Origin of the sequence: Caballeronia eucalypticola, assembly GCF_047608185.1 — a bacterium.
Taxonomy (GTDB): domain Bacteria; phylum Pseudomonadota; class Gammaproteobacteria; order Burkholderiales; family Burkholderiaceae; genus Caballeronia.
This window is the reverse complement of record NZ_JBLKRU010000003.1, coordinates 192,970-218,505: the sequence shown is the minus strand read 5'-3', so window position 1 is coordinate 218,505 and position 25,536 is coordinate 192,970. Positions and strand designations below refer to the sequence as shown.

Annotated in this window: 26 protein-coding genes; 19 read left to right on the top strand and 7 right to left on the bottom strand. The window is 59.9% G+C overall.

Annotated elements, in window-relative coordinates; translation table 11 throughout:
- Positions 1-5: 5 nt before the first annotated feature.
- The 5 genes from ACMX25_RS05375 (at position 6) to ACMX25_RS05355 (ending at position 6,316) form a co-directional block, all read left to right on the top strand.
- Positions 6-902 (top strand): polysaccharide deacetylase family protein, encoded by an 897-nt coding sequence (locus ACMX25_RS05375; protein WP_414948490.1) that lies wholly within the window; start codon positions 6-8, stop codon positions 900-902.
- A 246-nt stretch (positions 903-1,148) separates the two neighbouring features.
- Positions 1,149-1,610, top strand: a complete 462-nt coding sequence (locus tag ACMX25_RS05370) for a peroxiredoxin (protein WP_414948489.1) — start codon at positions 1,149-1,151, stop codon at positions 1,608-1,610.
- A 474-nt stretch (positions 1,611-2,084) separates the two neighbouring features.
- Complete coding sequence (locus tag ACMX25_RS05365; RefSeq protein WP_414948488.1) at positions 2,085-3,953, top strand: PhoH family protein; 1,869 nt, start codon at positions 2,085-2,087, stop codon at positions 3,951-3,953.
- A 224-nt stretch (positions 3,954-4,177) separates the two neighbouring features.
- Positions 4,178-5,380, top strand: coding sequence for a C40 family peptidase (locus tag ACMX25_RS05360; RefSeq protein WP_414948688.1), 1,203 nt, complete (start codon positions 4,178-4,180; stop codon positions 5,378-5,380).
- 129 nt (positions 5,381-5,509) lie between these two features.
- Entirely contained in the window at positions 5,510-6,316 is an 807-nt protein-coding gene (locus ACMX25_RS05355; RefSeq protein WP_414948487.1) for an SDR family NAD(P)-dependent oxidoreductase, read from the top strand.
- 69 nt (positions 6,317-6,385) lie between these two features.
- Here the strand turns inward: ACMX25_RS05355 and ACMX25_RS05350 are convergent, their stop codons facing one another.
- Positions 6,386-7,399 carry an inorganic phosphate transporter gene (locus ACMX25_RS05350; protein WP_414948486.1) on the bottom strand — a complete coding sequence of 338 codons (1,014 nt, stop codon included), beginning with the start codon at positions 7,397-7,399 and terminating at the stop codon, positions 6,386-6,388.
- Between the two features lie 29 nt (positions 7,400-7,428).
- Positions 7,429-8,055: a DUF47 domain-containing protein gene (locus ACMX25_RS05345; RefSeq protein ID WP_089159053.1), complete on the bottom strand. Its 627-nt coding sequence runs from the start codon at positions 8,053-8,055 to the stop codon at positions 7,429-7,431.
- Positions 8,056-8,913: 858 nt separating this feature from the next.
- Between ACMX25_RS05345 and ACMX25_RS05340 the strand changes: the two genes are divergently transcribed.
- The 14 genes from ACMX25_RS05340 (at position 8,914) to ACMX25_RS05275 (ending at position 22,288) form a co-directional block, all read left to right on the top strand.
- A complete protein-coding gene (locus tag ACMX25_RS05340; RefSeq protein WP_414948485.1) occupies positions 8,914-9,315 on the top strand; it encodes a hypothetical protein in 402 nt (133 codons plus the stop codon).
- 836 nt (positions 9,316-10,151) lie between these two features.
- Positions 10,152-10,331, top strand: a complete 180-nt coding sequence (locus ACMX25_RS05335; protein WP_414948484.1) for a Flp family type IVb pilin — start codon at positions 10,152-10,154, stop codon at positions 10,329-10,331.
- 72 nt (positions 10,332-10,403) lie between these two features.
- Positions 10,404-10,913 carry an A24 family peptidase gene (locus tag ACMX25_RS05330; protein ID WP_414948483.1) on the top strand — a complete coding sequence of 170 codons (510 nt, stop codon included), beginning with the start codon at positions 10,404-10,406 and terminating at the stop codon, positions 10,911-10,913.
- A 12-nt stretch (positions 10,914-10,925) separates the two neighbouring features.
- The gene (gene cpaB / locus ACMX25_RS05325; RefSeq protein WP_414948482.1) at positions 10,926-11,894 is read left to right on the top strand and encodes a Flp pilus assembly protein CpaB; all 969 of its coding nucleotides are present in this window, start codon (positions 10,926-10,928) and stop codon (positions 11,892-11,894) included.
- 112 nt (positions 11,895-12,006) lie between these two features.
- The gene (locus ACMX25_RS05320; protein WP_414948687.1) at positions 12,007-13,413 is read left to right on the top strand and encodes a type II and III secretion system protein family protein; all 1,407 of its coding nucleotides are present in this window, start codon (positions 12,007-12,009) and stop codon (positions 13,411-13,413) included.
- 10 nt (positions 13,414-13,423) lie between these two features.
- Positions 13,424-13,798 carry a CpaD family pilus assembly lipoprotein gene (locus tag ACMX25_RS05315; RefSeq protein ID WP_414948481.1) on the top strand — a complete coding sequence of 125 codons (375 nt, stop codon included), beginning with the start codon at positions 13,424-13,426 and terminating at the stop codon, positions 13,796-13,798.
- A 28-nt stretch (positions 13,799-13,826) separates the two neighbouring features.
- Positions 13,827-15,047, top strand: coding sequence for an AAA family ATPase (locus tag ACMX25_RS05310; RefSeq protein ID WP_414948480.1), 1,221 nt, complete (start codon positions 13,827-13,829; stop codon positions 15,045-15,047).
- A complete protein-coding gene (locus ACMX25_RS05305) occupies positions 15,047-16,456 on the top strand; it encodes a CpaF family protein (RefSeq protein WP_414948479.1) in 1,410 nt (469 codons plus the stop codon). The genes ACMX25_RS05310 and ACMX25_RS05305 overlap by 1 nt, the downstream gene beginning before the upstream one ends.
- On the top strand, positions 16,453-17,427 hold the full coding sequence (locus ACMX25_RS05300; protein WP_414948478.1) for a type II secretion system F family protein: 975 nt from the start codon (positions 16,453-16,455) through the stop codon (positions 17,425-17,427). Before ACMX25_RS05305 ends, ACMX25_RS05300 begins: the two co-directional genes overlap by 4 nt.
- Entirely contained in the window at positions 17,424-18,386 is a 963-nt protein-coding gene (locus ACMX25_RS05295) for a type II secretion system F family protein (protein ID WP_414948686.1), read from the top strand. The genes ACMX25_RS05300 and ACMX25_RS05295 overlap by 4 nt, the downstream gene beginning before the upstream one ends.
- Positions 18,383-19,288 carry a tetratricopeptide repeat protein gene (locus ACMX25_RS05290; protein WP_414948477.1) on the top strand — a complete coding sequence of 302 codons (906 nt, stop codon included), beginning with the start codon at positions 18,383-18,385 and terminating at the stop codon, positions 19,286-19,288. The genes ACMX25_RS05295 and ACMX25_RS05290 overlap by 4 nt, the downstream gene beginning before the upstream one ends.
- Positions 19,285-19,779, top strand: coding sequence for a TadE/TadG family type IV pilus assembly protein (locus ACMX25_RS05285; RefSeq protein ID WP_414948476.1), 495 nt, complete (start codon positions 19,285-19,287; stop codon positions 19,777-19,779). The genes ACMX25_RS05290 and ACMX25_RS05285 overlap by 4 nt, the downstream gene beginning before the upstream one ends.
- A gap of 86 nt (positions 19,780-19,865) precedes the next feature.
- Entirely contained in the window at positions 19,866-20,450 is a 585-nt protein-coding gene (locus ACMX25_RS05280; protein WP_414948475.1) for a TadE/TadG family type IV pilus assembly protein, read from the top strand.
- Positions 20,447-22,288 (top strand): TadE/TadG family type IV pilus assembly protein, encoded by a 1,842-nt coding sequence (locus ACMX25_RS05275; protein WP_414948474.1) that lies wholly within the window; start codon positions 20,447-20,449, stop codon positions 22,286-22,288. The genes ACMX25_RS05280 and ACMX25_RS05275 overlap by 4 nt, the downstream gene beginning before the upstream one ends.
- A 113-nt stretch (positions 22,289-22,401) precedes the next feature.
- On the opposite strand, the gene ACMX25_RS05270 is transcribed toward ACMX25_RS05275, so the two are convergent.
- The 5 genes from ACMX25_RS05270 to rpsF form a co-directional block, all read right to left on the bottom strand.
- Positions 22,402-23,790: a replicative DNA helicase gene (locus ACMX25_RS05270; protein ID WP_031359785.1), complete on the bottom strand. Its 1,389-nt coding sequence runs from the start codon at positions 23,788-23,790 to the stop codon at positions 22,402-22,404.
- A gap of 153 nt (positions 23,791-23,943) precedes the next feature.
- Positions 23,944-24,399 carry a 50S ribosomal protein L9 gene (rplI, locus tag ACMX25_RS05265; protein ID WP_414948473.1) on the bottom strand — a complete coding sequence of 152 codons (456 nt, stop codon included), beginning with the start codon at positions 24,397-24,399 and terminating at the stop codon, positions 23,944-23,946.
- A gap of 28 nt (positions 24,400-24,427) precedes the next feature.
- A complete protein-coding gene (gene rpsR, locus ACMX25_RS05260) occupies positions 24,428-24,703 on the bottom strand; it encodes a 30S ribosomal protein S18 (RefSeq protein ID WP_158935384.1) in 276 nt (91 codons plus the stop codon).
- A 2-nt stretch (positions 24,704-24,705) separates the two neighbouring features.
- Positions 24,706-25,005, bottom strand: coding sequence for a primosomal replication protein N (gene priB, locus ACMX25_RS05255; protein WP_414948472.1), 300 nt, complete (start codon positions 25,003-25,005; stop codon positions 24,706-24,708).
- A 43-nt stretch (positions 25,006-25,048) separates the two neighbouring features.
- Positions 25,049-25,450, bottom strand: coding sequence for a 30S ribosomal protein S6 (gene rpsF, locus ACMX25_RS05250; protein ID WP_031359789.1), 402 nt, complete (start codon positions 25,448-25,450; stop codon positions 25,049-25,051).
- Positions 25,451-25,536: the final 86 nt, after the last annotated feature.

The following is a 25,536-nucleotide window of genomic DNA, read 5'->3' as shown; positions in this document are numbered from 1 at the left end:
GGCGCGTGGCTCGCATTGTTCTGAAAATCGACGTCGATACCCTGCGCGGTACGCGCGAAGGTGTGCCCAATCTCGCGCGCCTGCTCGACAAATACCACGCTCGCGCCACGTTCCTTTTCAGCCTCGGACCCGATCACACGGGTTGGGCGTTGCGCCGCGTGTTTCGCCCGGGGTTTCTCAAGAAGGTGTCGCGGACGTCGGTGGTCGAGCATTACGGCATCAAGACGCTCATGTACGGCGTGCTTCTGCCGGGACCGGATATCGGCCGTCGTGCGGTTGCGGAAATGCGCGCAGTCCACGAAGGCGGTTTCGAGTGCGGCATCCACACGTGGGATCACGTGTACTGGCAAGACAACGTCCGCGCCGGAAATCGCGAATGGACCACCGCGCAAATGCAGCACAGTCACGCACGTTTCGCCGAGATCTTTGGCGCGCCGCCGGTTACGCACGGTGCGGCGGGCTGGCAGATGAACGGCTACGCGTTCGAACAAATCGATGCCTGGGGCATGAAGTACGCGTCCGACGGCCGTGGCCATACGCCCTACATTCCGGTGCTCGACGGCCGGGCGCTGAACCACATCCAGATGCCCACCACGCTGCCCACGCTGGATGAAATCCTAGGGGTGGATGGCGTCGACATGAACAACGTCGCGGCGCATTTGCTGGGTCTCACGTCGAAGCAGGCGCACGACCAGGTCTACACGCTGCATGCCGAACTCGAAGGACAAAAGCTGGCCACGGTATTCGAGCAATTGCTGGCTGGCTGGAGTGCACAGGGTCACAGCTTCTGCACGATGGGCGACTATCATGCGACGCTGGACCGCGCGACGCTGCCCACGTACCCTGTCGCCTGGGGTGAGATTCCAGGTCGCGCGGGCGAGTTGATCCTTCAGCCGGACTAATACACTTCGGGCGAATTGAAGCACGTGGACGCCTGAAGCGTGTTTCGAGCTTGGAAGACCAGGTTATTTGCACTCGGGCCGCCGGACCGAATCCGGCGCCGCTGAGCCGGGCACGCCGACCTTCACGACCCAACCTTGCCCAACGCTTTAAGCTTCTCCCGGATCCGCACTACTGTTCCAACATGCTCGTTCACCAGAAACTGGCGCACGAGCAACGCGTCACCCGATAAAAAAAGGAGAAACTTCGTGCCGATCGCAGTCGATCAAGCCGTTCCCGATTTCACCGCGCCCGCAACGGGCGGCGACTTTTCGCTGTCCTCGCTGCGAGGCAAGAAAGTCGTGCTATTTTTTTATCCGAAAGACAACACGCCCGGCTGCACAACGGAAAGCCTGCAGTTCCGTGATCTTTATGCCCAGTTCAAGAAGGCAGGCGCTGAAGTGATCGGCATCTCGCGCGACAGCGTGAAGTCGCACGACAACTTCAAGGCGAAGCTGGAACTGCCGTACACGCTGGTTTCCGATTCCGACGAAGCCATCTGCACGCTCTTCGGTGTCATCAAAATGAAGAAAATGTACGGCAAGGAAGTGCGCGGAATCGAGCGTTCGACCTTCCTGCTGGACGCGAACGGCGTGCTTCGCCGGGAGTTCCGTGGCGTAAAGGTTCCAGGTCACGTTGAGCAGATTGTGGAAGCTGTACAAGCGCTTTGAGGCACGATATATTGATTCGCAATGAGCGCTTGCCCTTCCCTCCATTTCTCTTTGCGTAGCGTCCGGTGTTTCGCGGTTTTCCCCGCGACCGGCACGGGGTTCCGCTACACGCCACGCCTGGAATCCCGGGGCGTGGCGGAAGTTGAAAGGCGCTTTGAAGCAGGCGCTGTCGAGCCGCTGGTCCCATCGTCCGGGACGGCGGCTTTTTTGTTTGCGGACGCTTCCTCTCCCGCAGCGTGCGCCCCTAGGGCGTCCCGCGCCGTCCGTGCGTTTCATGCCCGTTTTCTTCAGGACGCAACTTCCAAGGAGCCGATCGAAATCTAGGCGAACCGGCGTTTTCGAAACCGAAGCGCGTCTCCGGGCGCAAACTGCATCGACGTCCGGCCCTCTGGTCAAAACCTGAGGCCTGAAAGACCCAAGCAGGATGCGACAGGCGACGCACGACATACGATCCGAATCCTATCGAGGAAAACCATGCCTTTGCCTACCGCACCCGTCAAGCTCGGCAACCTCCTGCCGTCTGAAGAATACAAAGCCAAAGCCCGCCCTGCCCGATCATCGAAGAAGCAGGCAAGCGATGGCGATCTAGTTGAAACCGAAACCGATTTTGGCGCGGGCGTCGGTGCTTCGCGGCCTGCCGCCGCGAATACCGCCAATACGTTGCGCGCCATAGCCAGCGAAACGCTTGCGAACGCGGCCAAGGGCTCGGCGGTAGAAGCCTCCGACGCTGCACCCGCCGCGCGTACGCGCCGCACGAAACAAACGGCGGCGTTGCTGCAACCCGCTGCGACACCTGCCGAACAGGTCGAAACCGCGCAGCCGGCTGTTGCCCGCACGCCAGTCGAAGCGCGCACGCCGTCACGCTCCGAAGCGCCTGCCGCGCCCGTGGCTGCGGCGGCTCAACCGCGCGGTCAGCAGAAGCGTCGCCAGCGCGGTCAGCCGGAAAACGAGATTGGCAAGCTGTTCGTGCTCGACACGAACGTGCTGATGCACGATCCGTCATCGCTGTTCCGGTTCGAGGAACACGACGTCTATCTGCCCATGATGACGCTCGAAGAACTCGATAACCATAAAAAGGGCATGTCGGAAGTAGCGCGCAATGCGCGTCAGGTCAGCCGTACGCTGGATGCGCTGGTGGCGCATGTTGGCGAGATGTCGGCAGGCTTGCCGTTGTCCGCTCTGGGCAATCGCGATGCAACCGGCCGCCTGTACTTCCAGACCACGCTGACCGATATCGAGCCGGTCGAAGGCCTGCCGGTCGGCAAGGCTGACAACCAGATTCTCGGCGTGGTTCGCGCGCTGCAGAAGGAGCGGACGGACCGCCAGGTCGTGCTGGTGTCGAAAGACATCAACATGCGCATCAAGGCCCACGCGCTTGGCCTCCCCGCTGAAGATTATTTCAACGACCAGGTGCTCGAAGACAAGGACCTGCTCTATTCCGGCGTGCGTGCCCTGCCTTCGGACTTCTGGACGAAGCACGCTAAGGGCATGGAAAGCTGGCAGGACACGAAGACGGGCACGACGTATTACCGCGTGACCGGTCCGCAATGCGCGTCCATGCTGGTGAACGAGTTCGTTTATTTCGAACCGCAGAATGGCGAACCGTCGTTCTACGGCATCGTGCGCGAGTTGAACGGCAAGACGGCGCTGCTGCAAACGCTGCGCGATTACAGCCACCACAAGAACAACGTGTGGGGCATTACGTCGCGCAATCGCGAGCAGAATTTCGCGTTGAACCTGCTGATGAACCCGGACGTGGATTTCGTCACGCTGCTGGGTCAGGCCGGTACCGGCAAGACCTTGATGGCGTTGGCCGCCGGCCTCGCGCAAGTGCTCGACGACAAGCGTTATAACGAGATTATCGTCACGCGTGCGACTGTTCCGGTTGGTGAGGACATCGGCTTCTTGCCGGGTACGGAAGAAGAGAAGATGCAGCCCTGGATGGGCGCATTCGACGACAACCTCGAAGTCCTGCAGAAGACCGACGACGCTGCCGGCGAATGGGGCCGTGCCGCCACGCAGGAACTGATCCGATCGCGCCTGAAGGTGAAGAGCATGAACTTCATGCGCGGCCGGACTTTCGTGGACAAGTACGTGATCATCGACGAAGCGCAGAATTTGACGCCGAAGCAGATGAAAACGCTCGTCACGCGCGCCGGTCCGGGCACGAAGATCGTGTGTCTGGGCAATATCGCGCAGATCGACACACCGTATCTGACGGAAGGCAGTTCGGGGCTGACGTACGTGGTCGACCGCTTCAAGGGCTGGACGCATAGCGGTCACGTAACGCTCGCGCGCGGCGAACGCTCACGTCTGGCGGATTACGCGTCCGAGATTCTTTAAGTTTTCGACACGCTTCGAAAGCCCGGCAAGCATCGCTTGCCGGGCTTTTTTGCGTCTTTTCGGCGTATTTTGAACCTGAAATCACGTTCCTTCGATGCAACACTTACAGCGTAAACCTCGAGTGACTTATCAAGAAAACTTGCCCGGGCCCCGTCCGACGGGCTAGTATCGCGAGACCATCACCACGGCGAGCGTTCATGTTCACGCTTAGCTCGCCCCGCCGAATGCGTCGACTCTGGTCATTGCTGCTACTCACCCTTCTCGCTGCCGCGTGCTCCAGCGCGCCGACGCGGGTGTCGCGTGCACCGGCTGCATCGAACGCTACTGCGTCCAATCGCACGTTTGCCACGCCCTCCGGCTTCCCGAATTTCGTCGATCACAGCGTCGGGCGCGAGGAAATTTCCATCCAGGCGATGTCGCTCGTGGGCGTGCCGTATCGGTGGGGAGGCAATACGCCGGAAGCAGGCTTCGATTGCAGCGGGCTCGTGCGCTATGTGGTGGACCGGGCGGCGTCGGTGAACCTGCCGCGCACGACCGCGGACATGAGTGTGCGCGGCGAGTCGATCGACCCCGATGAAGTCGCCCCCGGTGACCTGATTTTCTTCAACACGACGGGCCGGCCGCATTCGCATGTTGGCATCTACGTGGGCAAGCTGCGCTTCGTGAACGCGCCATCCACAGGCGGCACCGTGCGGCTCGATTACCTCACCAATCCGTATTGGGCCAAGCGTTTCGATGGCATCCGCCGCGTCGCGCCACCGAAAGCCGCGCCGGCTCCGTTCGATGCACCGACGTACCTGGCGTCGCCGGCTCCGGTTCCTGCTCCGGCTGCTCCAGCTGCTCCGGCGGAGACCGCGTCAGGCCGTCCGCCAATACAAGTTGCCACGCAGGTCGGCGATCGATATGAAACGCCGCCGGCCATGGCGACTACAGCGGCAAGCTCCTCTCGTAGCACCGCCTCCGACCAGTTCGAGCCCCCGCCGCCCGCGCTATCAGCAGCTCAACGGCAGGCGCAATCGGCGGGTGCCGTTGAGCCGGCCATCACCACCGCCCGCTCCGGCGCCGATCCGTTCGAACCGCCACCGCCCTCGCTGTCCGCGGCACAGTGGCAATCGCAAGCTGCAGTAAGCGCAACGCCGGCACCACGCGCGTCGCAGGCTGAAACGAATGCGGCATCGAATGCACCCGATCCCATTACAGCTGCTGCCGATGCTTTCGAGCCTCCGCCGCCCACCGCCCGTCTCGCGGCGCAGCAAGTGCGCTCGCTACAAGAGCGATCGCCAGAGCAACAACCTTCATCGGTTAACCGGATCCCCGCCGCCGATCCCGCCGCCCACGTGATGCGCGCCTCCACGAATGCGCTCACGCCCTCGCGCCCCGCTGCCGCCGACGACCCCATCGCGAAGTTCGCCAACGGCAGCTACTAAGCCTTCACCTGCCAAGGCCGCCCGCGCGCTTTTCTGAATCGCACACACTTCCCAGCGTCTGCTATCGTGTCTCGATAACGATTCCACGCATTATTGGATCGATCATCGAACTCGAAAGGAGTGAACCTCATGGACTTGGGACTCGCCGGCAAGATCGTGCTCATCACGGGCGGCAGCAAGGGTATCGGCTTCGCGTGCGCGCGGGCATTTGCAGCGGAAGGCGCGCGCGTCGCGATTGTTTCACGCGACCCGGCAAACCTCGCCCGCGCTCGCGAAGAACTCGCGAAAGATGGCTATCACGTGCATCTCGCGCGGGCCGATCTTCACGAAGCGCACAGCGCGCAAGACGTTGTAGAAGAAGCAACGGGTGCGCTCGGCCCGATCGATATTCTCGTGAATTGCGCGGGCGCCGCTAAACGTTACGATCCCGATCTCCTCGATGCCGACAGCTACAAGGCTGCGATGGAAGCCAAATATTTTCCGTGTATCTATCCGCAGCAAGCCGTGCTGAAGCAAATGGCCGAACGGCTGAAAGCAAACCCCAAAGCCGAGCCGGGTTCGGTGGTCAACATCATCGGCATGGGTGGGAAGATCGCGAGCGATATTCATATCGCGGGCGGCGCGGCCAATGCGGCATTGATGCTCGCGACCGTTGGTCTCGCGCATCATTACGCAAAGCTGGGCATTCGGATCAACGCGATCAATCCGGGTGCGACGTTGACGGAACGGGTTGAGGAATCGCTTGCGCTCGAGGCCAAGAGACTGGGTGTGACGCGCGATGAAGCGTTGGCGCAGAGTCAGGCAAAAGTGCCGCTCGGCCGATACGCAAAACCCGAGGAGATCGCGGACGTGGCGCTATTCCTGGCAAGCCGCCGGGCAAGCTATGTATCGGGCGCGATCATTCCGATGGACGGTGTCGGCGCGCCGCTGATCTGACGCACAAAAGCGAGGGTGACTTGTAAAAAAGTCACCCTCGCTCAGCGCGTTGCGTTCAAGTTTCAAGTTTCAGGGAAGGAAGCGATGTCCGAGCCACCAAGCGGCGGCGGCCATCACGGCTGACGCCGGAATGGTCAAAATCCAGGCCCAGACGATATTCCCCGCCACGCCCCAACGCACTGCGCTGAATTTCTGCGTCGCCCCCACACCGACAATCGCGCCGGTGATCGTGTGCGTGGTCGACACGGGAATACCCAGAAACGACGCGACGAACAGCGTAATCGCCCCGCCCGATTCCGCGCAAAACCCGCCGACCGGCTTGAGCTTCGTGATCTTCTGGCCCATCGTGCGTACGATGCGCCAGCCGCCGAACAGCGTTCCAAGTCCCATCGACAGATAACATCCGCCGATCACCCAGATCGGAGGCGCTTCCGCCGCCGCTGACCAATAACCCGCTGCGATCAGCAACATCCAGATAACGCCGATCGTCTTCTGCGCGTCGTTGCCGCCGTGCCCAAGGCTATACAACCCCGCCGATATGAGCTGCCAGCGCCTGAACCGCCGGTCCACCTTGGATGGCGGCGTGCGGAAATACATCCACGAGACGATCAGCATGAACAGCGATCCGAGCACGAAGCCCAGTAGCGGCGAGATAAAAATGAACGAAACGGTCTTGAGCAGGCCTTCCATATTCAGCGAGCCCCAGCCTGACTTCGCCCACGCCGAACCGACGAGGCCGCCGATCAGCGCATGCGACGAGCTCGACGGAATGCCGTAGTGCCACGTGATGATGTTCCATCCGATCGCCCCGACGAGCGCACCGAAGATCACGTATTGATCCACGATAGCCGGATCGATCGTCCCCCGGCCGACGGTGGCGGCCACCTTCAAATGGAAGATGAAATACGCAATGACGTTGAACGCGGCGGCAAACGCCACGGCTTGCTGGGGTTTCAGCACGCCGGTGGATACAACGGTTGCGATGGAATTGGCGGCGTCGTGGAAGCCGTTCATGAAGTCGAACAGGAGCGCGACCACGACGAGCGTAATGACAGCCCAGAGGGCGAGTTGAATCGGTTGCATCGTTTATCGAGTGAGTGGCGCGGCTGAAATCAGGCGTTTTCCAGCACGATGCCTTCGATGATGTTTGCAACATCCTCGCATTTGTCGGTGATCGTCTCGAGCAGCTCGTAGATTGCCTTGAGCTTGATCAGCGTCTTGACGTTGTCCTCTTCGCGGAAGAGTTTCGACATGGCCGAACGCAGCACCCGGTCGGCATCCGATTCCAGACGGTCGATTTCTTCGCAGATCTTGAGGATTTCGCTGGCGCGCTTCATGTCGGCGAGCAGCTTGACGGCTTGCTGCACACGCTCGGAGGTCGCGGTGCAAATATGCGCGAGCTGGCTCATTTCCGCGGTCGATTCGCGCACGTCATACAGTGAAATGGCGGTGGCGACGTCTTCCATCAGGTCGAGGATGTCGTCCATCGTCGTGATGAGCTTGTGGATTTCGTCGCGATCGAGCGGCGTGATGAACGTCTTGTGCAGCAAATCGATGGTTTCGTGCGTAAGCTTGTCCGCACGTTTTTCGTTGGTCTGAACGTTCTGCTTATGGACTTCCATCTGATCCATGTTGTCGATCAGCAGTTCGAGTTCATGACTAGCGTCAACAATGCACTTTGCGTGTGCATTGAAGATTTCGAAAAATTTGCCCTCGGTGGGCATGAAACGTCCAAACATGAAAATCCCGAAAAGTAATTTTCCTGCATTAAATCAGGCATTTACCGAAACTCACGCGATCCGGGTCAGCGCAGTACGTGATCTGTACGACTTTGCTGACCAGGGGGAGTCGATATGACAAGCTCGTGACAAGGTGGGATTCTAACGGAAAGCGCCCGCTCACAGGCAGGCGTGTCGGGTCGCCACAATCGGTGATTTGCGCTCTTGGTTCTGGGCGCGCGGGACAAGCGCCCCAACCCTGGTGGCAACGTGCGCGAGTACAAGCGGCGTCAGTTTATCGCCGGATGCTCACACGCCGTGCGCGTTCCGTCGGGCCGCATACCAGCGCGAGAACCAGTCGACATAAACTTCTGTGAACGGCGAAAACATGCGACAGGTCGTGTCGAAATTCTTACCCGTGTGTGCCGTATGCCGAAGGGTGCCGTCCGGATCGTACGTCCATTTGAGTTACGCGACTCCACGTACGCTTCGATCGCTTTGCTCGATAACATCTTCCCGAAGCCAGTCAATCAGCCCGTCTATGGCAGGTGTGATGGTTTTCCCGTAAGGCACGACGACGAAATACGCGTCGCTTATCTTGACTGAGGCAAAGGGTAGCCTCGCGAGCCAGTCTGTTTTGAGCGTGTCCTAAACAAGGCGGCCCCATCCGAGAGCGATACCGTGATCGAAGCGAGCGGTTGGATTGCGACGATTCTATCGTTCCGGCCAGACGGGAGATCAACGGCATGCTCGAACGCTGTGTGCTGGCAGAGAGTTGGTGTTGATGGTTGGCAAGAGTAAGCGCTCTTTGCTCCCCCACCCCTTTGGCGAAGTGCCATTACAATCCAGCACTTCGATCCGACTACCGTGATTTCAGCCATGAAATATCTTCTTGCAATCACGCTCACGGCGGCCATCGCGGCCGCAAGCGGAATCGCGAAAGCCGACACATCCCTGAACGGCGATGCCGCCGCACAACCGTGCGCCATTGGCTATGTCACCGGCGTCGGTGGATCGGGACAGAGCGTTCGTGAATACCTTGCTACTCCGGACAGGGACAAATATCGTTTCCTTGCGGACAACCCGATCCAATGCCGGGTGTCTGAAGAAGGAAGTGCGTCAGGCTGCGTTGGCATCACGAACCTTCGGCACGAAAAAGTCAGCGTGTACGACGATACCGACAGCGCGACGATGACCGTTGTCGCGCGCATCGAACTCGACCGGGGGACATACCCGGCGATTATTGTTGTGCCACGGCCGGATGTGCAATGCGAGCAATAAGCGGCATCATTGCGTGGCGTCGCTGCATTGCACGACCACGATTTTGACGCGTTCGTTGGCGTGGTGAACGGGCCGAACCGATCTTGAACGTCGCGTTTCACAGGAAGTGCGCATTGCTATCTGATCGGTGTCGCATTAAGCGCTCAGACTACGCGTGAGCACGGCCGTAGCCTCGTCAATTCCGACACGCGCTAATTCGCGCTCGGCCAACCTTACACCGCGTTGTTCGCGCGGAGCGCGCTTGGTTCTTAACTGAACTGTGTGGCGATCAAATCCGACGCTTCGCATGCCGTCGCAAATTTCTCCCGCATTAATTGGCGGATCTCCCCCGTTAACGACTTCCCCAAAGTTGGTTTCCCTTCGTCATTCCTTTCGACTTCCTGACTACATCAGCCACGTCCCAAATGTTGATGTTGGCGACGATAAGGATCACGAAATCTGCCCGACTTATTCTCTGATTGAGCGTGACCAATGAATCGGTCGCACTAAGGCTTTTCCCACAAGCGTACGCGAATTCAAACGCCTCACACTCTAGGCGCAACAATAAAAGATCAGTGCACAAACGTTTGCAAAGCGCACCTCGACTCATATCGTGACAGCGAACAGTAAGAGAAAATTGTTCCGCCAGAGCTGATTCGTTTCCATTCCTAAAGTTTTTCTGCGCGCGGTCGTTAAATGAATCACCCGCTCCCGGATTCAAAAGTGCGAACTGAGGCGAGATATGCCTCGCGTCTGCTCCCTAGAGAAAATTGGGCTGCTGGGTACGATATGTCGGTCTTCAGGGCGTCACTCACCTGATGATCCGACGCCAACCATCACGTTAGGGGAATCTAAAAATGCGCAAATTTATCAGCTGGTTCGTTCGCGATGAGCGCGGTGTCAGCGCCATGGAATATGCGGTTCTGGCAGGCATCGTAGCGGTAGCGCTTGGAGGGGTGGGCGCAACGTTCGGTACAAAAGTGACAGCTATGTTTACGACCATGTTCGCCGCGATCGCAGCGCAGCAGGCTCTGTAATTGCCGTCCCTGGAGATTCGGACTCCATGGTCCGAATCTCCACTTCATACACTGTTTCCGGACCGCACCGTCGTGCAACCACTGTCCCTTGCAATCCGCCTCGTTGTACTTTGCGCGCTGTTATGGCTGGCAGTCGTCGACGTGCGTGTCAGGCGCCTGCCGACCCCGGCGGTCCTTGCAATCGGGGCGCTCTTTTTCGTCGACGCACTGATCGTTCGCATGTCGCTCGGCGATGCTCTTGCGCATCTGTTGCTGGCATTCGGCGTCTTCGTAGTATGCGCGGGATTGTTCGCTGCAAAGATGCTAGGTGGCGGCGATGCAAAACTGGCTTCAATCATTTTTCTGTGGGCTGGGGCGGGTTTGTGGCTTCCGACCCTTACTCTGATCTCCGTGATCGGAACGCTCGTTTCGCTGGTCAGCCTTGCGACGCGAAACATGAATCCGGACCAGCACTCCGGACTCATGCGGGCCCTAGCGATGTTTTCAGGAACGCGAGGGGTGCCTTACGGCGTTGCGCTCGCGCTCGGCGGCGGCTCGATCATCGTACTGCCAGCCTTACTGCCTTTGATTTTGACGCGATAGGACGGCGTCCCTATGTCCAATATCATTAAATTCGCCATCCTGATCGTCGGCGCTATCCTGCTTGCGCTGATCGTGCGAGTGGTCGTCGCTAGTGCGTCACGGCCATCCAAGGCGACCATCAACAGCGAGAAAGTGCGTGTGAGCGCAGCGGATCTTCCTCAGGGCTTACTGCTGCGCGATGAAGACATCAAGTGGAAGGATGTGCCCGTCGCAACGTTGCCGCCGGGCGCCATCGTGTCCGGCGTGCCCGACGCGGTCGAATTAAAGGGCGCACTGTTGCGTCATCCGGTGACCGGCGATACGGTCATCGTCGCCGACGATGTCATTCTCCCAAGCGCACCCGGCTTCCTGGCCGCCACGCTAAAACCTGAAATGCGCGCCGTATCGGTTGCCGTCGACGATGTCTCCGGCAATGCCGGACTGATTCAACCGGGCGACTACGTGGACCTGCTGCTCACACAACAAATGGATCGCAGGACCGATTCGCCCGATCTGGCGGTATCGAGTGAAACCGTCGTCGAACATGTTCGCGTGCTGGCGTCCGGCTCCGATATCAGTCGTCCGAAAAGCGGAGACGCAACGGAGCACAGCGCGCGCGTTCGAACCGTGACGCTCGAAGTGACGCCGCACATGGGCGAAGTCGTGGCGGTGGCCGCCCGGCTCGGCAGCTTGTCACTTGCATTGCGCAGCTTCGCGACGGTGTCGCGCGACCCCTATGCACTCGCATCGGTAGCTGTCGCCGCCTCTGCAGCCGGCGATGCACCGCGCGCGCCCGTCTGGGCCGGCGATATTTCCCGTGCACTGCGTGACCTGCCCAGGGCACATCCGGTCGCAGTCAAGGCAGGCGGACCGGCGATGCCGGCTATGCCAAAATCGGTGACCGTGTATAGAGGCTCCGAAAAGGCTGACTCGACATCAAGCGTTGCCCAAACCGGGGGTGATGCGGTGCCGCCGCTCCCAACCCTCGCCACGCCGCGGTGATCCCATGCAACCCGTTCGACGCCGCACCCATTCGCCAGGACAGGAAGTCATGACTCTGCCGTTCAGTTTGCGTGCCAACACAACGAGGCTTCCGGCATGCGCCTTGTGCGCGATGGCTTTGGTCCTTACTGCGCCGGCACACGCTGCACAGCCGCGACTAGCGGCCAATGCAGCCAACGCGGCCGCCGACGCGCCGACCACTACTCAGGGTTCCCTCGATATCGCCGCCGGCAAGGGCACGCTCGTGCGTCTCAACGAAGACGCGACCTCGGTGTTCGTGGCAGACCCGGCGATCGCCGATGTTCACGTCCCTTCACCGAGGGCGGTGTTCGTGCTGGGCAAGAAGGCCGGCACCACGACGCTCTATGTGCTCGGCGCGAACAACAAGACGCTGCTGCAGCGCTCGATCGTGGTCGGGCGCGACATGGACGCGCTGCACAGCATGATGAGCGCGCGGTTCCCATCGATGAATCTGCAATTGAGCACGGGCAATGGATCATTGCAAGTGTCAGGACAGGCCGCCAACGCCGCCGATGCCGACGCCGTGGTGCAATCACTCACGCCGTATCTGGCGGACAAGGAAGTGCTGGTCAATCGCATGACGATCGATCGTCCGCAGCAAGTGCAATTGCGCGTGCGCATCACTGAGGTCGACCGGAATGTCACGCAGCAACTCGGCATCAACTGGCAAGCGATGGGCAATGCGGCCGGAAATTTTTTCGGCGGCATCTATAGCGGTCGTCCCATCTATAACCTGGCGCAACCGCTGACCGGCGCTAACGGCCAGGTCACTTATCCAGTCAATCTGCCGAGCAACAATGCCTATTCGCTATTCGGACAATTCAAGACCGGCAGCACGGACATTCAGGCTCTGGTCGACGCGTTGAACCAGGAGGGCCTGGTCACTGTGCTCGCCGAGCCAAGTCTCGTGGCGCTGTCAGGGCAAACGGCAAGTTTCCTCGCCGGCGGCGAATTTCCCATTCCCGTGTCGCAAGTCAACGGTGCGATTTCCGTCGAGTTCAAGCAGTTCGGCGTCAAGCTCGACTTCACCCCGACCGTGTTGAGCGAAGGCCGCATCAGCCTTAAGGTCCGTCCTGAAGTCAGCCAGATCGACACAACCGTGAGCGTAACGACCGGGGGCATCACGGTCCCGGGGCTGAGCGTGCGCCGCGCCGATACAACCGTCGAACTGGCGAGCGGCCAAAGCTTCGCGATAGGCGGGCTGCTTCAAAGCAATACGACCGACATCATTTCGCAGGTTCCGGGCATGGGTTCCATTCCGATCCTGGGCAAGCTCTTCTCATCGACCAACTACCAGAACAACAAGACCGAACTGGTGATCATGGTGACGCCCTATCTGGTCGAGCCGACCGACCCCGGCAAGCTGCGTACGCCGCTGGAATCGCTCGTGTCACCCAGCAATGACGTGGAATACAGCTTCCAGCAACATCGGACAGCCGGCGCGTCCTCGCAGGTCGCAGAGCCACGTCTCGTCGGCGCGGCCGGATATGTTTATTGAGCCGGATGCCATGAACTCCACAAAAATCCTGACCCTCCTTCTTGTCTGTGCAATCACCACAGGTGTCAGTGGCTGCTTCAAGCCGCCACGCGACATGCCCGACCAGTCGGTGATCGGCTTCGACGGTAAAAATGCGATACCGCCAGACTGCACCGAGCTTGCTCGCGGCTCGGTGTTGACCGACGCAGGCTGGCACCGCCCCTCCATGCAGTGGGGTTGCGCGACGTACACCAACCTCGCCGCCCAGGTCGCTCATCCGAAAGACCTCGTGGCGCCGGGAAAACTCGCGCCAGCCGATGCTGCCGTTGCAGCGAGCGCCGTGCACCGTTACGAAACCGGCCATGTGATCCCGCTCGACACGACCACGTCGCGCGACTCCAAGTGATGCGCTCAACCTTCAACGAAGACACGCCATGAGCACGACAGGATTTAACTTGACGAAAACCAGCACCGGCGTGCGGGTCGCGGACTTCATCGCCTTCGTCTCCGACCGGGCAACCGAGCGGGTCCTGAAGACCTTCGTGCTCGAACAGGCGATGCCTCATGTGCATGTCGTGATCGGCGGGATTGACGACGCCATCGCGTACGTCGCAAAACTCGATCGCTCGCCGCTCTTTCTGCTGGTCGACCTGCATAACTCCGCCATGCCGCTGTCCGACCTCGCCCGCCTCTCGGAGGTATGCGAACCGTCGGTCCAGGTCGTCGCGCTCGGCGAACGTAACGACGTCGGGCTGTTCCGCAGCCTGTTGAAAATCGGTGTGCGCGACTATCTCGTGAAGCCGCTGACCGTCGAGCTGCTGAAGAGAACCATCAATGTCGACGATGGCAAGATCAGCCCGATTGCGACCGCTCGGATCGGCAAGACAATCGTGTTCACCGGGACGCGCGGAGGCGTGGGCGTCACGACAATCGCCTTGAATCTCGCGCGCCATCTCGCCGATGAAACCCACAGGCGGGTCGCCTATATCGACTTGAACCTGAACGGCGGCGCCGCCAACAGCATGCTCGGCACGACGAGCAACAACGGCTTGAACGACGTCCTGCAGAATGTGCATCGGCTCGATCCGCAATACGTCGAACGCGCGCTCGTCGCGAAGGGCAGCCGGCTGTTCCTGTTGTCGGCCGAGATGGACTTCGACGCTGCACACTCTTATCAGGCGGGTGCACTGAAGCGCGTGCTGCAATTGCTGTGTGACAGCTTTCACTATGTACTGCTCGACATCAGCAACCCCGTTGATCCGCTTGCGGTAGAGGCCTTCGACAACGCGTCGCGCGTGTATCTCGTGACCGACCGCACCGTGTTCTCCACGCGGCAAACCATCCGTATGTTGCGATACATCGAGGATCGCGATAACAATCCGGCGACGTCGCTGCTATTAAACAGTCCCACCGCGGCGAGCGCGGGCAAGGTTGAGACGGGCGATTTCACCTCGGCAGTCGGACGCAATGTGCTGCACGAAGTGCTGTTCGAAGCGAAGTCCTTGTCGATCGCCGAAAACCTCGGTGAGGCGCCGAAGGAAAAGTCCTTGACCGGCTTCAATCTGTCGATCACGCGAATCGCCAATGATTTGACCGGCCAGCACGCGGCAGTTGAACGCACGCTGCTGCACAAGTTCAAATTGAGGAAAGCGTGATGTTCGGGCAAAAACTGGTCACGCGAACGGAGACCGAATTCGTTCCCACCGCCGGAGAGGCCGCGCTCGCGGCGTTCGAGGAGGTCCGAGCACCCGCTGCGGCGGCTCCGGCTGCCGCCCACGCCCCGATGGCCGAAGGCAACGAAGCGCTGGTTCGTTCGGATCTGTTCAAGGTGATCCGCAGCGGTGTGTTCGATTCCATGAACGCATCGGCGGTGATCGGCAAGACACGCGAGCAGATGAAGCCGGGTGTCGAACAGCTCGTGTCAAGCATTGCCGAACGGGAGCGCCTGAACATCACCATATCCGAGCAGGGACAGATCGTCGGCGAGTTGCTCAACGACATGTTCGGGCTCGGGCCCATTGAACCGCTGCTTGCTGATGAAACCGTCACCGACGTGCTCGTCAATGGCCCCGACCAGGTTTATGTGGAGCGCAACGGCCGGCTCGAATTGACCGCGTACAAGTTCCGCGACAATGCGCACGTCGTCAACGTCGCACAGCGGATTGCCGCGGGCGTGGGACGCCGTGTCGATGAAAGCAGCCCGATGGTCGATGCACGCCTCGCCGACGGCAGCCGGGTCAACGTCGTGCTGCCGCCTCTCGCCATTCACGGCGCGACCATCTCCATTCGTAAATTCTCGAAGCGCAATATCACGCTTTATCGCATGGCGCAGCAGGGCAACATGTCGATGGCCATGGCGAACGTGCTCAAGCTCGCGAGCACGTGTCGCCTCAATATCATCGTGTCGGGCGGTACGGGTTCCGGCAAGACGACTTTGCTCAACGCGCTGTCGCATTTCATCGGACTGGGTGAACGCACCATCACGATTGAAGACGCGGCTGAACTGCAACTCGTGCAGCCGCACGTGGTCAGCCTCGAGACGCGACCCGAAAATGCCGAAGGACTCGGCGCCGTCGCCCAGCGCGATCTCGTGCGCAATGCGCTGCGGATGCGCCCGGACCGGATCATCCTCGGTGAGACACGTGGCGCCGAAGCGTTCGACGTGCTGCAAGCCATGAACACGGGCCACGACGGTTCAATGACCACCATCCACGCGAATACGCCACGCGATGGCATCACGCGGCTGGAAAGCATGGTCATGATGGCCAACGGCAACCTGCCGCTGCTCTCGATTCGCCGGCAGATCGCCAGTGCCGTGCATCTGATCGTGCAGATCGAGCGGATGCGCGACGGCATGCGGCGTGTTACGCGCATCACCGAGCTGGTCGGCATGGAAGGTGATGTCATCATCACGCAAGACCTGTTCACGTTTCACTATGACGCGACTGCCTACAGCGAAGAGGTCAAGGGCGTGTACGAATGTGCGTCCGTCAGACCCGCGTTTTCGGCGCGCGCCGCCTACTACGGGTTGGAGGAAGCTTTACTGGAGGCCATGAGGACATGAGTCCGATCGACGTCTTCACGGTGTGCTCGTTCATCGGCGTCATTCTCTGCGGCGCGATGGCGCTCGTCGTCATGGACATGCGTCAGAAGCAGCCACACGCGCGGATCAAGACACGCATGCGTGAATCGTTTCTGGGTCATCTAACGCTTGAGAAGCGCACGGTCGACGTTAATTCGGACCTGTTTACCGTCGATAAAACCGACAACGTGTTGAGCCGCTGGCTTCGGCCCAAGCTTTCGCGGCTGCGCACTGTGTCAGGAATCCGTGGCGTTCGCATCGTCGTTGCGGTGACGATTGCCAGCGAATTGGTTGCGCTTCTCATGACGCACTTCATGCCGCTACCCGGTTTCGCAAAACCGCTCCTGATCCTCGGGCTGCCTGTGTTCGGCGCTATGCGCGCTTACAGTTTTTTAGTCGAACGCTTTCGCAAACGCTTCCTCAATGGTTTCCCGGACCTGCTTGATTTGATCGTGCGCGCGGTGCGCGCGGGCGTGCCAGTCACGCATGTGATTGGATCGGCAGCCGATGAATGTCCCGAGCCGCTGAAACAAGAGTTCAAGCAGATGAGCGATTCGCTGCAGGTCGGACGTGATCTCGAAGAAGTTCTGGCCGTTGCAATGCGGCGTATAGAAATAGCCGATTTCTCCTTCTTTTGCGTCTGTTTGCTGCTGCAACGGGAAACCGGCGGCCAGCTTGGCGAGACACTGGAAAACTTGTCAGGCATCGTTCGGACCCGGCGGGAGGTTCGTCAAAAAACCAAGGCGCTTACTGCCGAGGCCCGCATCACGACCAAGATCCTCGCGGCCATCCCGATCTGCATCATGCTGTGCCTGTATTTCATGAACCGCCCCTACATGATGGTGCTATTCGAACGGCAGGAAGGTCACCAACTGCTGACCTACGCCGCGATCTCGGTCGTGTTCGGCGTGGCGCTGATCAACAAGCTGGCGAAACTGGATACTTCGCGATGAGTCCCTCCAACGTCGAGACGCTGATCAATCTGCTGATGCTGCTGGCGCTTTTCGCAGGGCTCGCGATCTGGTGGGCAACCAAACACGGCGGAAGACGTGGGCGTATTGCCGAGCGGGTGCGCGAGGCCGGGCTCAGTCATCAGACGGCACCGGCTGATTTCGAAGACGACGGGCGAGAAAACACTTTTCGCCGCCGCGTGTTACGCAGGCTCGCCACATTTGGCGACAAACTGCCGCTCTTCGACGCAAAATACCGCGCAAAACTTCGTCTGGAAATGGTCCGCAGCGGCTATCGCAGCCACTATGCCGTGTCGGTTCTTCTTGCAGTCAAGTTTTGCTTCGGTCTCCTGTGTGCCGCGCCAACGGTCATGCTGGGCCAATATATTCCGCTGATCGGCTCATTTCCGGTCGGACGCGGTGCGGCCATGATGGGCGCCTTCGTGATCGGCATGATGCTCCCCGAATATGCGATCGGATTCCGGGCATCACGCCGGCGCAAAGAGATGGCTGGCTCTCTGCCCGACGCACTCGATCTGCTCGTGATTTGCACGAACGCCGGGAATAGTCTCGCCGTCAGCATCCGGCGCGTCGCCGATGAACTCGTGACGATCTGCACGCCCCTGTCAGAGGAATTCTCCCTGACCGCCGACGAGTTGAAGCTTTCCGGGGACAGTACCCGCGCGCTGCACGGCCTGGCTGAGCGTATCGACTTGCCCTCGATCCGCGCGCTGATCTCGACGCTGACGCAATCAATGCGTTATGGCACGCCGATCACCCAGGCATTACGTATTTTGTCACGTACAGAACGGTTGACGGCCATCGTTACCCTTGAAGAGAAAGCGGCCAAACTCGCGCCAAAGATGGTCCTCCCGATGATGCTCTTCATTCTTCCGGCGGTCGTTGTGATCGCAGCGGGGCCGGCCGTCATTCAGCTTCTCGAAGTGATCAACAAAAAATGAACTCGTCCGCTCTGCTTTCTGATGACCTCTCGCCAGCCGCTGCTTCATTGTCAGTGATCCGAATCTTGTATCTCGCTGCGCTAAGCGGCTTACTACTGCTCGGAAGCGCTGCCTGCACGACGACCGAGCATGTGACCGAAGCGCGCCCGGCGACACGGAATTCGTCGCCGGGCACGATGGGCGAGTTGCGTATCGCGGCGACCGCCCTGGACTCGGGCAACATCGAGCTGGCGACTTCGCTCTTCGACAAGGTCGTAAAGGCCGATCCGAAGTCCGTGCCGGGTCTGACCGGGCTCGGTGACACGCTCTACGCGGTCGGTGACTTCACCCGGGCGGGCGTCTACTACCAGCGCGCCAGCAGTTTCGATCCCGCCGCCGTGGCGCCGTTGATCGGCATTGCGCGTGTCGCAATCCATCAGCGCCGCTTCGACGATGCGATCGCGACCTATCAAGGCGTGCTCTCCCGCATGCCCGGCGATCCGATGGCGTCGGCAGGGTTAGGCGCGGCGCTGGACCTGAAGGGCGATCACGCAGGCGCACAAGCCGTGTTGCGTCAGGCGCTCAGGGCTAATCCGGGCGATCCGTTACTGAGCGTGAACCTTGGTTTGTCGCTGGTGCTCGGCGGCAATCCGCGCGAAGGCGCAAACGTGCTGCTCGACGTCACGCGCTACCCGGAAGCGCCGCCACAGGCACGCCAGGACCTGGCGCTCGCTTATGGGCTGCTTGGCAATGACGAGGCGGCAGCCGAAATCCTTGGGAAAACATTGCCTAAAGCGTCGGTCCAGGACAACCTGCACTTCTACGAAATCCAGCGCGCTCTTCTGACGCAGACGCCGGGCCATTCTGCCACGGTGGCTACGGCTGTCCCGACAGCGTCGATCCAGGCGTCGAGCGTGCGATGAAAGCTGCAGATCTGCGCGGGTTCGTGCGCTTCCTTGCCGCTCTGCTCCGCGACAGCGGCGGCGTGTCGGCGCTCGAGTTCGCAATCGCCGCGCCGTTCGTGTTCATCTTCGTGCTGGGTACCGTGGAGCTCGCAGTCGACATGATGATCGACGCGACCGTGCAGATCGCCGCCCAGTCCGCGTCTCGCGTGGGACTGACGACAACCAATCCTTCGACGGGCACGCGGGCGACTCAGGCGCAGCAGATCGTGAAGAACATCATGAGCGGCTGGACCGGAATGCCCAAAACGACGCTCACTATCACCGAGCTCGACTACAGCACGTACAACAATGTCGGCAGCACCAGCTACACATCGGGGCTTGGATCGCTCGGCGATGTCGTCTCGTACAACATCACGCTGACGACACCGGGCATCTCAGGCATTCCCCAAATGGTGGGCATTCCCTTGCTGACTTTCCAGCGCAACTACATTGTGCAAAACGAAAAATGACACATGCCTTCGCCCCACCGCGGTCGCGCAGACATTTACGGTTCCGAGCGACCCTGCGGAAGCTGCTTCGCTCGGACCGTGGCAGCGTGGCAGTGGAACTGGTCATCATCATTCCGCTCATGGTGTTGCTGATGGTGGGATTCAGTGAAATCTACATGTATATGCGGGCAGTGAGCGCGTTGGAACACACGGCTTTCACCCTCGCCGATTCTCTCGGGCAAACAACCCAGATCATCAACACCACTGCCACCACCGACTCAAATGATCTCGGTTCGATCTGGAACGCCGCAGCGCTACTAAGCGCCCCGAACAGCTTGAACCAGGGCGGCGGCGTCATCATTACTTCGGTATGCGAAACCACGTCATCGTGCACGTCGCCGTTGAATCATTCGAACACCATGGCAGTCGGCGTCCCGGAAATCTGGTGGCAAGCGAGCGCGCCATGGAACGGCAGCGGTATGACAACGAGGGTGACTCCCGGCGCTATCCTTCCTTCAGCATGGCCGTTCCGCAACGGGGACTCGGCCATTATTGTGGAGGTCTTTTATACGTTTAATCCGTTCGCGATGACAGCCGGGTTGTGGCCGGGCGCTCCGGGGACGCAAACTCTTTACGAGCGCATCTACGTGCGTCCGCGCACGCCTCAACCGCTCACATTGGTGGCCGGATGATGTTGACTCGTTCCGCGAAGAAACATTGCGATAACAACCCGGCCCGTCCGCGTAAGTCGAATCCGCGGCAGGCTGCGGCCTTGGTGCGTGGGGACGATGGCGCAGTCGCGGTGGTGTTTGCAATATGCGGCAGCATGATGATCGCGGCCATGTGCATCGCACTCGATACGATCGACGGCGGCATGACGCACTCACGCATGCAGTCGGCGCTCGATGTGGCGACACTTTCGGCGGGCGTTGATCTCTTGCATTTCAGCACGACCACGGGTACCAACCTCGCACTATGGCAGCAAGACGCGCGCGCCTACTACAACGCGAACATGCCGACCGGCTATATGGCCCTGACCATGCCCGACAGCGGCTTTGCGGCCACGGTGACCGGATCGCCGGCGGCAGGCGAAACCATTCAACTGTCGGCGACGGGCAGCTTGAAACTGATCGCGCCGGTAGTCTTGCCGGGGACCTCGGGCAACGGGTCGGGGTCCGGTTCCACGGCATTGCCGACCACTGCGCCCCTGGCTGCCAACAACACCGCGCTGTACCTCCCGAAGAGCACGCTCGAACTCGTGATGGTCCTGGATAACACGGGGTCCATGAACGATCCCGCCGCCGGGTCAGGGAACGGGCCGAGCAAGATGGCGGGTCTCCAGGCGGCAACCACGAGTCTCGTGCAAGATTTGTATGCGCAAGCGGTGTCCACCTATTACGTTGGTCTCGTGCCCTTCGCGAGCACGGTGAATGTCAGCGGCGCGTTGCCCGCAGCGGGCAGCTGGATGAATCCGTCATTCGCCTACAACACGACGAATGTCGGAATGATCGCGAAAAATAAAGTTGCCGGTTGGGGCGGCTGCGCGGTCGAGCCACGGGACGCGAACGGCTTTTTGTATCCGAATGTCTACTCCCCTTCGGACACGCTCAAGTTCACGCCGTATTACTACAACGTACCGTCTGCGGGCCTGCAAATTCGTTCGTACAGCAATCAGTTTTGCGGCAAATCAACAACGTCCACGGTACTCGGTGTACCTGTCACACTGGATAGAGACGGTGAGCCCAACTACTGCAGCGGTTATTTGTCGAATGTAACGGGCACCGGCCTCGGGATTTACTATGACCAGGTGTCCAACAGCGGTTATGGGACGACAACCCTGACGCAGAACACGGACTGCATTGCGCAGCCCGTTACGTTCCTCACCAACAACCAGTCAACGCTCACCAACGCAATCAACAACATGACCGCGGGTGGTTCAACCATCATCCCGGAGGGCTTGTTGTGGGGATGGCGCATGCTGTCGTCGACGTGGTCCAACGACGTTTCCCATGGCAACGGCTGGATTTCAACCGATACGAGTTTTCCAAAACCGGAGACCACGGTTGGACTGCAACGCGTCATGATTGTTTTGACGGATGGCGAGAACCAGATCGGCGCGGCTGGAACCATTCCCAACGACCTGTATTTCAATGGTCTGTCAGGCGTCGGCTCCCGCAGCCTCGCTGCGCCAACCGTCGTGCGCACGGACGGCACTTCTCTCAGCAATGGCCTGACCGACTCGTCGGAACTTCACGGAAACAATCCGGCCGATCCCTCGAGCGGCAATAACGCAGGCTGGCCCGATGACGTCAACACCTTCCAGTCGGCAATTTGCACGGCAATCAAGCAGAGCGGTGTGACCGTGTACGCAATCACCTTCGGCAGCGGTGCCTCTAACTCGGTTGCGCAACAGGCGATGCAAAACTGCGCTAGTCCCGGAAATTATTATCACGCGCCGGACAACGCGACACTCAACACCATTTTTCAGCAGATCGCGGGCAATTTAGGGGTGCTACGGCTCACGCAATAGTCGCCACGGTAATGTTCACTTGGCGCTACCGGGATTCCGCCGAGCAATCCACTGCTGACGCGCGCCCGAGCTGAGCCGAAAACAAGACTGAGTTCGGGCGGCGGATAAGATTTTCAGTCGCCGTAGAAATTCTGCGCGCCGGCAAAATTCTCGAATTTCGTGTATTGGCCTTGGAACGTGAGGCGAATAGGACCGATAGGACCATTCCGCTGCTTGCCGATAATGATCTCGGCCGTGCCTTTATCCGGGCTGTCCGGGTTGTAGACTTCGTCGCGATAAATGAAAAGAATCACGTCCGCGTCCTGCTCGATAGCGCCAGATTCGCGCAAGTCGGACATGATCGGGCGCTTGTTCGGACGCTGCTCTAACCCACGATTCAACTGCGAAAGCGCCATGACCGGAACATCGAGTTCCTTGGCGAGGCTTTTCAGTGAACGCGAGATTTCCGAAATTTCGGTCGCCCGGTTTTCGCCAGCAGAACCGGAGCCGGACATGAGCTGCAAATAATCGACGATGATCAACCCCAGTTTGCCGCATTGCCGCGCCAGGCGACGCGAACGCGAGCGCAGTTCCATGGGGTTCAGACCACCCGTTTCATCGATAAAAATCTGCGCCTCGCTCATTTTCTGCACTGCGTGCGTGAGCTTCGGCCAATCTTCGTCCGTGAGACGACCGGTACGCATCCGGTGCTGATCCAAGCGGCCGACCGAGCCCAACATACGCATGGTGAGCTGCGTGCCCGGCATTTCCATGGAGAACACTGCAACCGGAAGACCATATTCCACAGCCACGTATTCTCCGATATTCATCGAAAACGCGGTTTTACCCATCGACGGCCGGCCCGCCACGATAATCAGCTCGCCGCCGTGCATACCGGACGTCATGCGGTCCAGATCGACGAAACCCGTCGGCGTGCCGGTCACATCGCTGGGATTCGCGGTGTGATAAAGCGTGTCGATACGCTCAACCACCTGCGTCAGCAGCGGCCCGATCTCGAGAAAACCCTGCGTGCCGCGCGCGCCGCTTTCCGCGATCGAGAACACCTTCGCTTCGGCCTCGTCCAGCAACTGGCGCACTTCCTTGCCTTGCGGATTAAAAGCGTCGGCGGAAATTTCATCGGCGACGGAAACCAGCCGGCGCAAGACCGCCCGATCGCGCACGATTTCCGCATATCGGCGAATATTCGCGGCGCTCGGCGTGTTCTGCGCGAGCGCGTTCAGGTACGCGAGCCCGCCCACTTCCTCTGCCTTGCCGGTATTCGTCAGCGCCTCGTAGACGGTGATCACGTCGGCCGGGCGCGTGGTCGCGATCAGCTTGCCGATCGCCTCATAAATGATCCGATGGTCGTAACGGTAGAAATCGCCGTGCGACATCACGTCCGCAATACGGTCCCATGCGGCGTTATCGAGCAGCAAGCCGCCAATGACGGACTGCTCGGCTTCGATGGAATGCGGCGGGACCTTCAGCGCATCCAGTTGGGGATCTTTCGACGGTGCGTTCATGGGGAGGAATTATCGGCGAAATGACGGAGCGAAGGGAGACGGAAAAACAAAAAAGGCGGGAACCGCACGCGGTTCCCGCCTTTCTTTTACTGCGGCACTACGGTTGCATCGACAACCAGGCTAAGCCCCGCGGCCGATGCAGACGAAATGCACTTAAGCGTGTTCGCCCAGCACCGACACCGTCACGTCGACAACTACGTCGGTGTGCAGTGCGATCTGGATGGCGTGATCGCCAACCAGCTTCAGCGGGCCGTCGGCCAGACGCACTTGCGACTTTTCGACTTCGGCCAGGCCTTGCTTCTTCAGCGCTTCGGCGATGTCCGCGTTCGTTACCGAACCGAACAAACGACCGTCGACGCCAGCCTTTTGCGAGATCTGAACGGTCGCGCCGCTCAGCTTTTCGCCTTGAGCCGTAGCCGCCGCCAGCTTTTCAGCGGCAACTTTTTCCAGGTCAGCACGGCGTACTTCGAATTCAGCGATTGCGTCCTTCGTTGCACGGCGGGCCTTCTTACCCGGGATCAGGAAGTTACGTGCGTAACCGTCCTTGACACGAACGATGTCGCCCAGGTTGCCCAGGTTGACGACTTTTTCCAAAAGAATGATTTGCATTTGGCTTTTTCCTTATTGCGTCGTCTGATTAGGCCTTGTGCAGGTCGGTGTACGGCAGCAGCGCGAGAAAACGAGCGCGCTTGATAGCCGTATCGAGCTGACGTTGGTAGTGAGCCTTCGTTCCTGTCAGACGAGCCGGCGTGATCTTGCCGTTCTCACCAACGAAGTCCTTCAGCGTTTCCGTGTCCTTGTAGTCGATCGACTCGACATTGGCCGCGGTGAAACGGCAGAACTTCTTGCGCTTGAAGAGCGGGTTTTGTTGCTGACGACGTTTGTCGAATTTCTTACCAGTCGGGCGGGGCATGTTCAGTCCTTTCCAATATCCTGCAATTCTGTGATGTGAAACACCAGGGTTCGCGCGTTGCGGCTTTTCTTCGCCATGAAGCCCGTGAAGAGCGTTTCTACGCCCATTGCAAGGCCTTCCAGCTTACCGCTCGCTGCTCCGGCGGCCACCGCCGGGAGAGTCAGTTCGATTTGCCGGGCAATGCCCGCTTCGACGACTTCCGTACGGTGATGCAACGTGCAACTCGCTATGGGGACGCCGGCGGGGGTGTACCGCACCGGTTCTCGCTCCATAACGCTTGCTGTCAGTTGCAGCCGGTTCACTTGATTCCTGGTGACGCGACGACTTCAAAAGTCGCCTACTTGATTAGTTTGCCTGCGAGCTTGCGGCCGGAGCTGCATGCGCTTCAGTCGACGGCTGGCTGGCCGCCTTCTTGGCTTCTTCGCGGTGAACTTCCTTCATCATCGGCGACGGGCCGGTTTCGGCCTTCTTCAGCTTGACGATGAGGTGACGCAGCACAGCGTCGTTAAACTTGAACGCGTGTTCCAGTTCTTCGAGCGTTTCCTGGCTGCATTCAATGTTCATGCATACGTAGTGAGCCTTCGCAAGCTTCTCGATCATGTAAGCCAGCTGACGGCGGCCCCAGTCTTCGATGCGATGGATCGAACCACCGTGTGTGGTGATCGTGGTTTTGTACCGTTCGATCATGGCGGGCACTTGCTCGCTCTGATCCGGATGCACGATAAATACGATTTCGTAATGACGCATTGTTACTCCTTGAGGATATAAAGCCACCCGGGCGTCGGACCGGTGCGGCAAGAGAGAAGCCAGCGATTATAGCGAGATACGGCCGC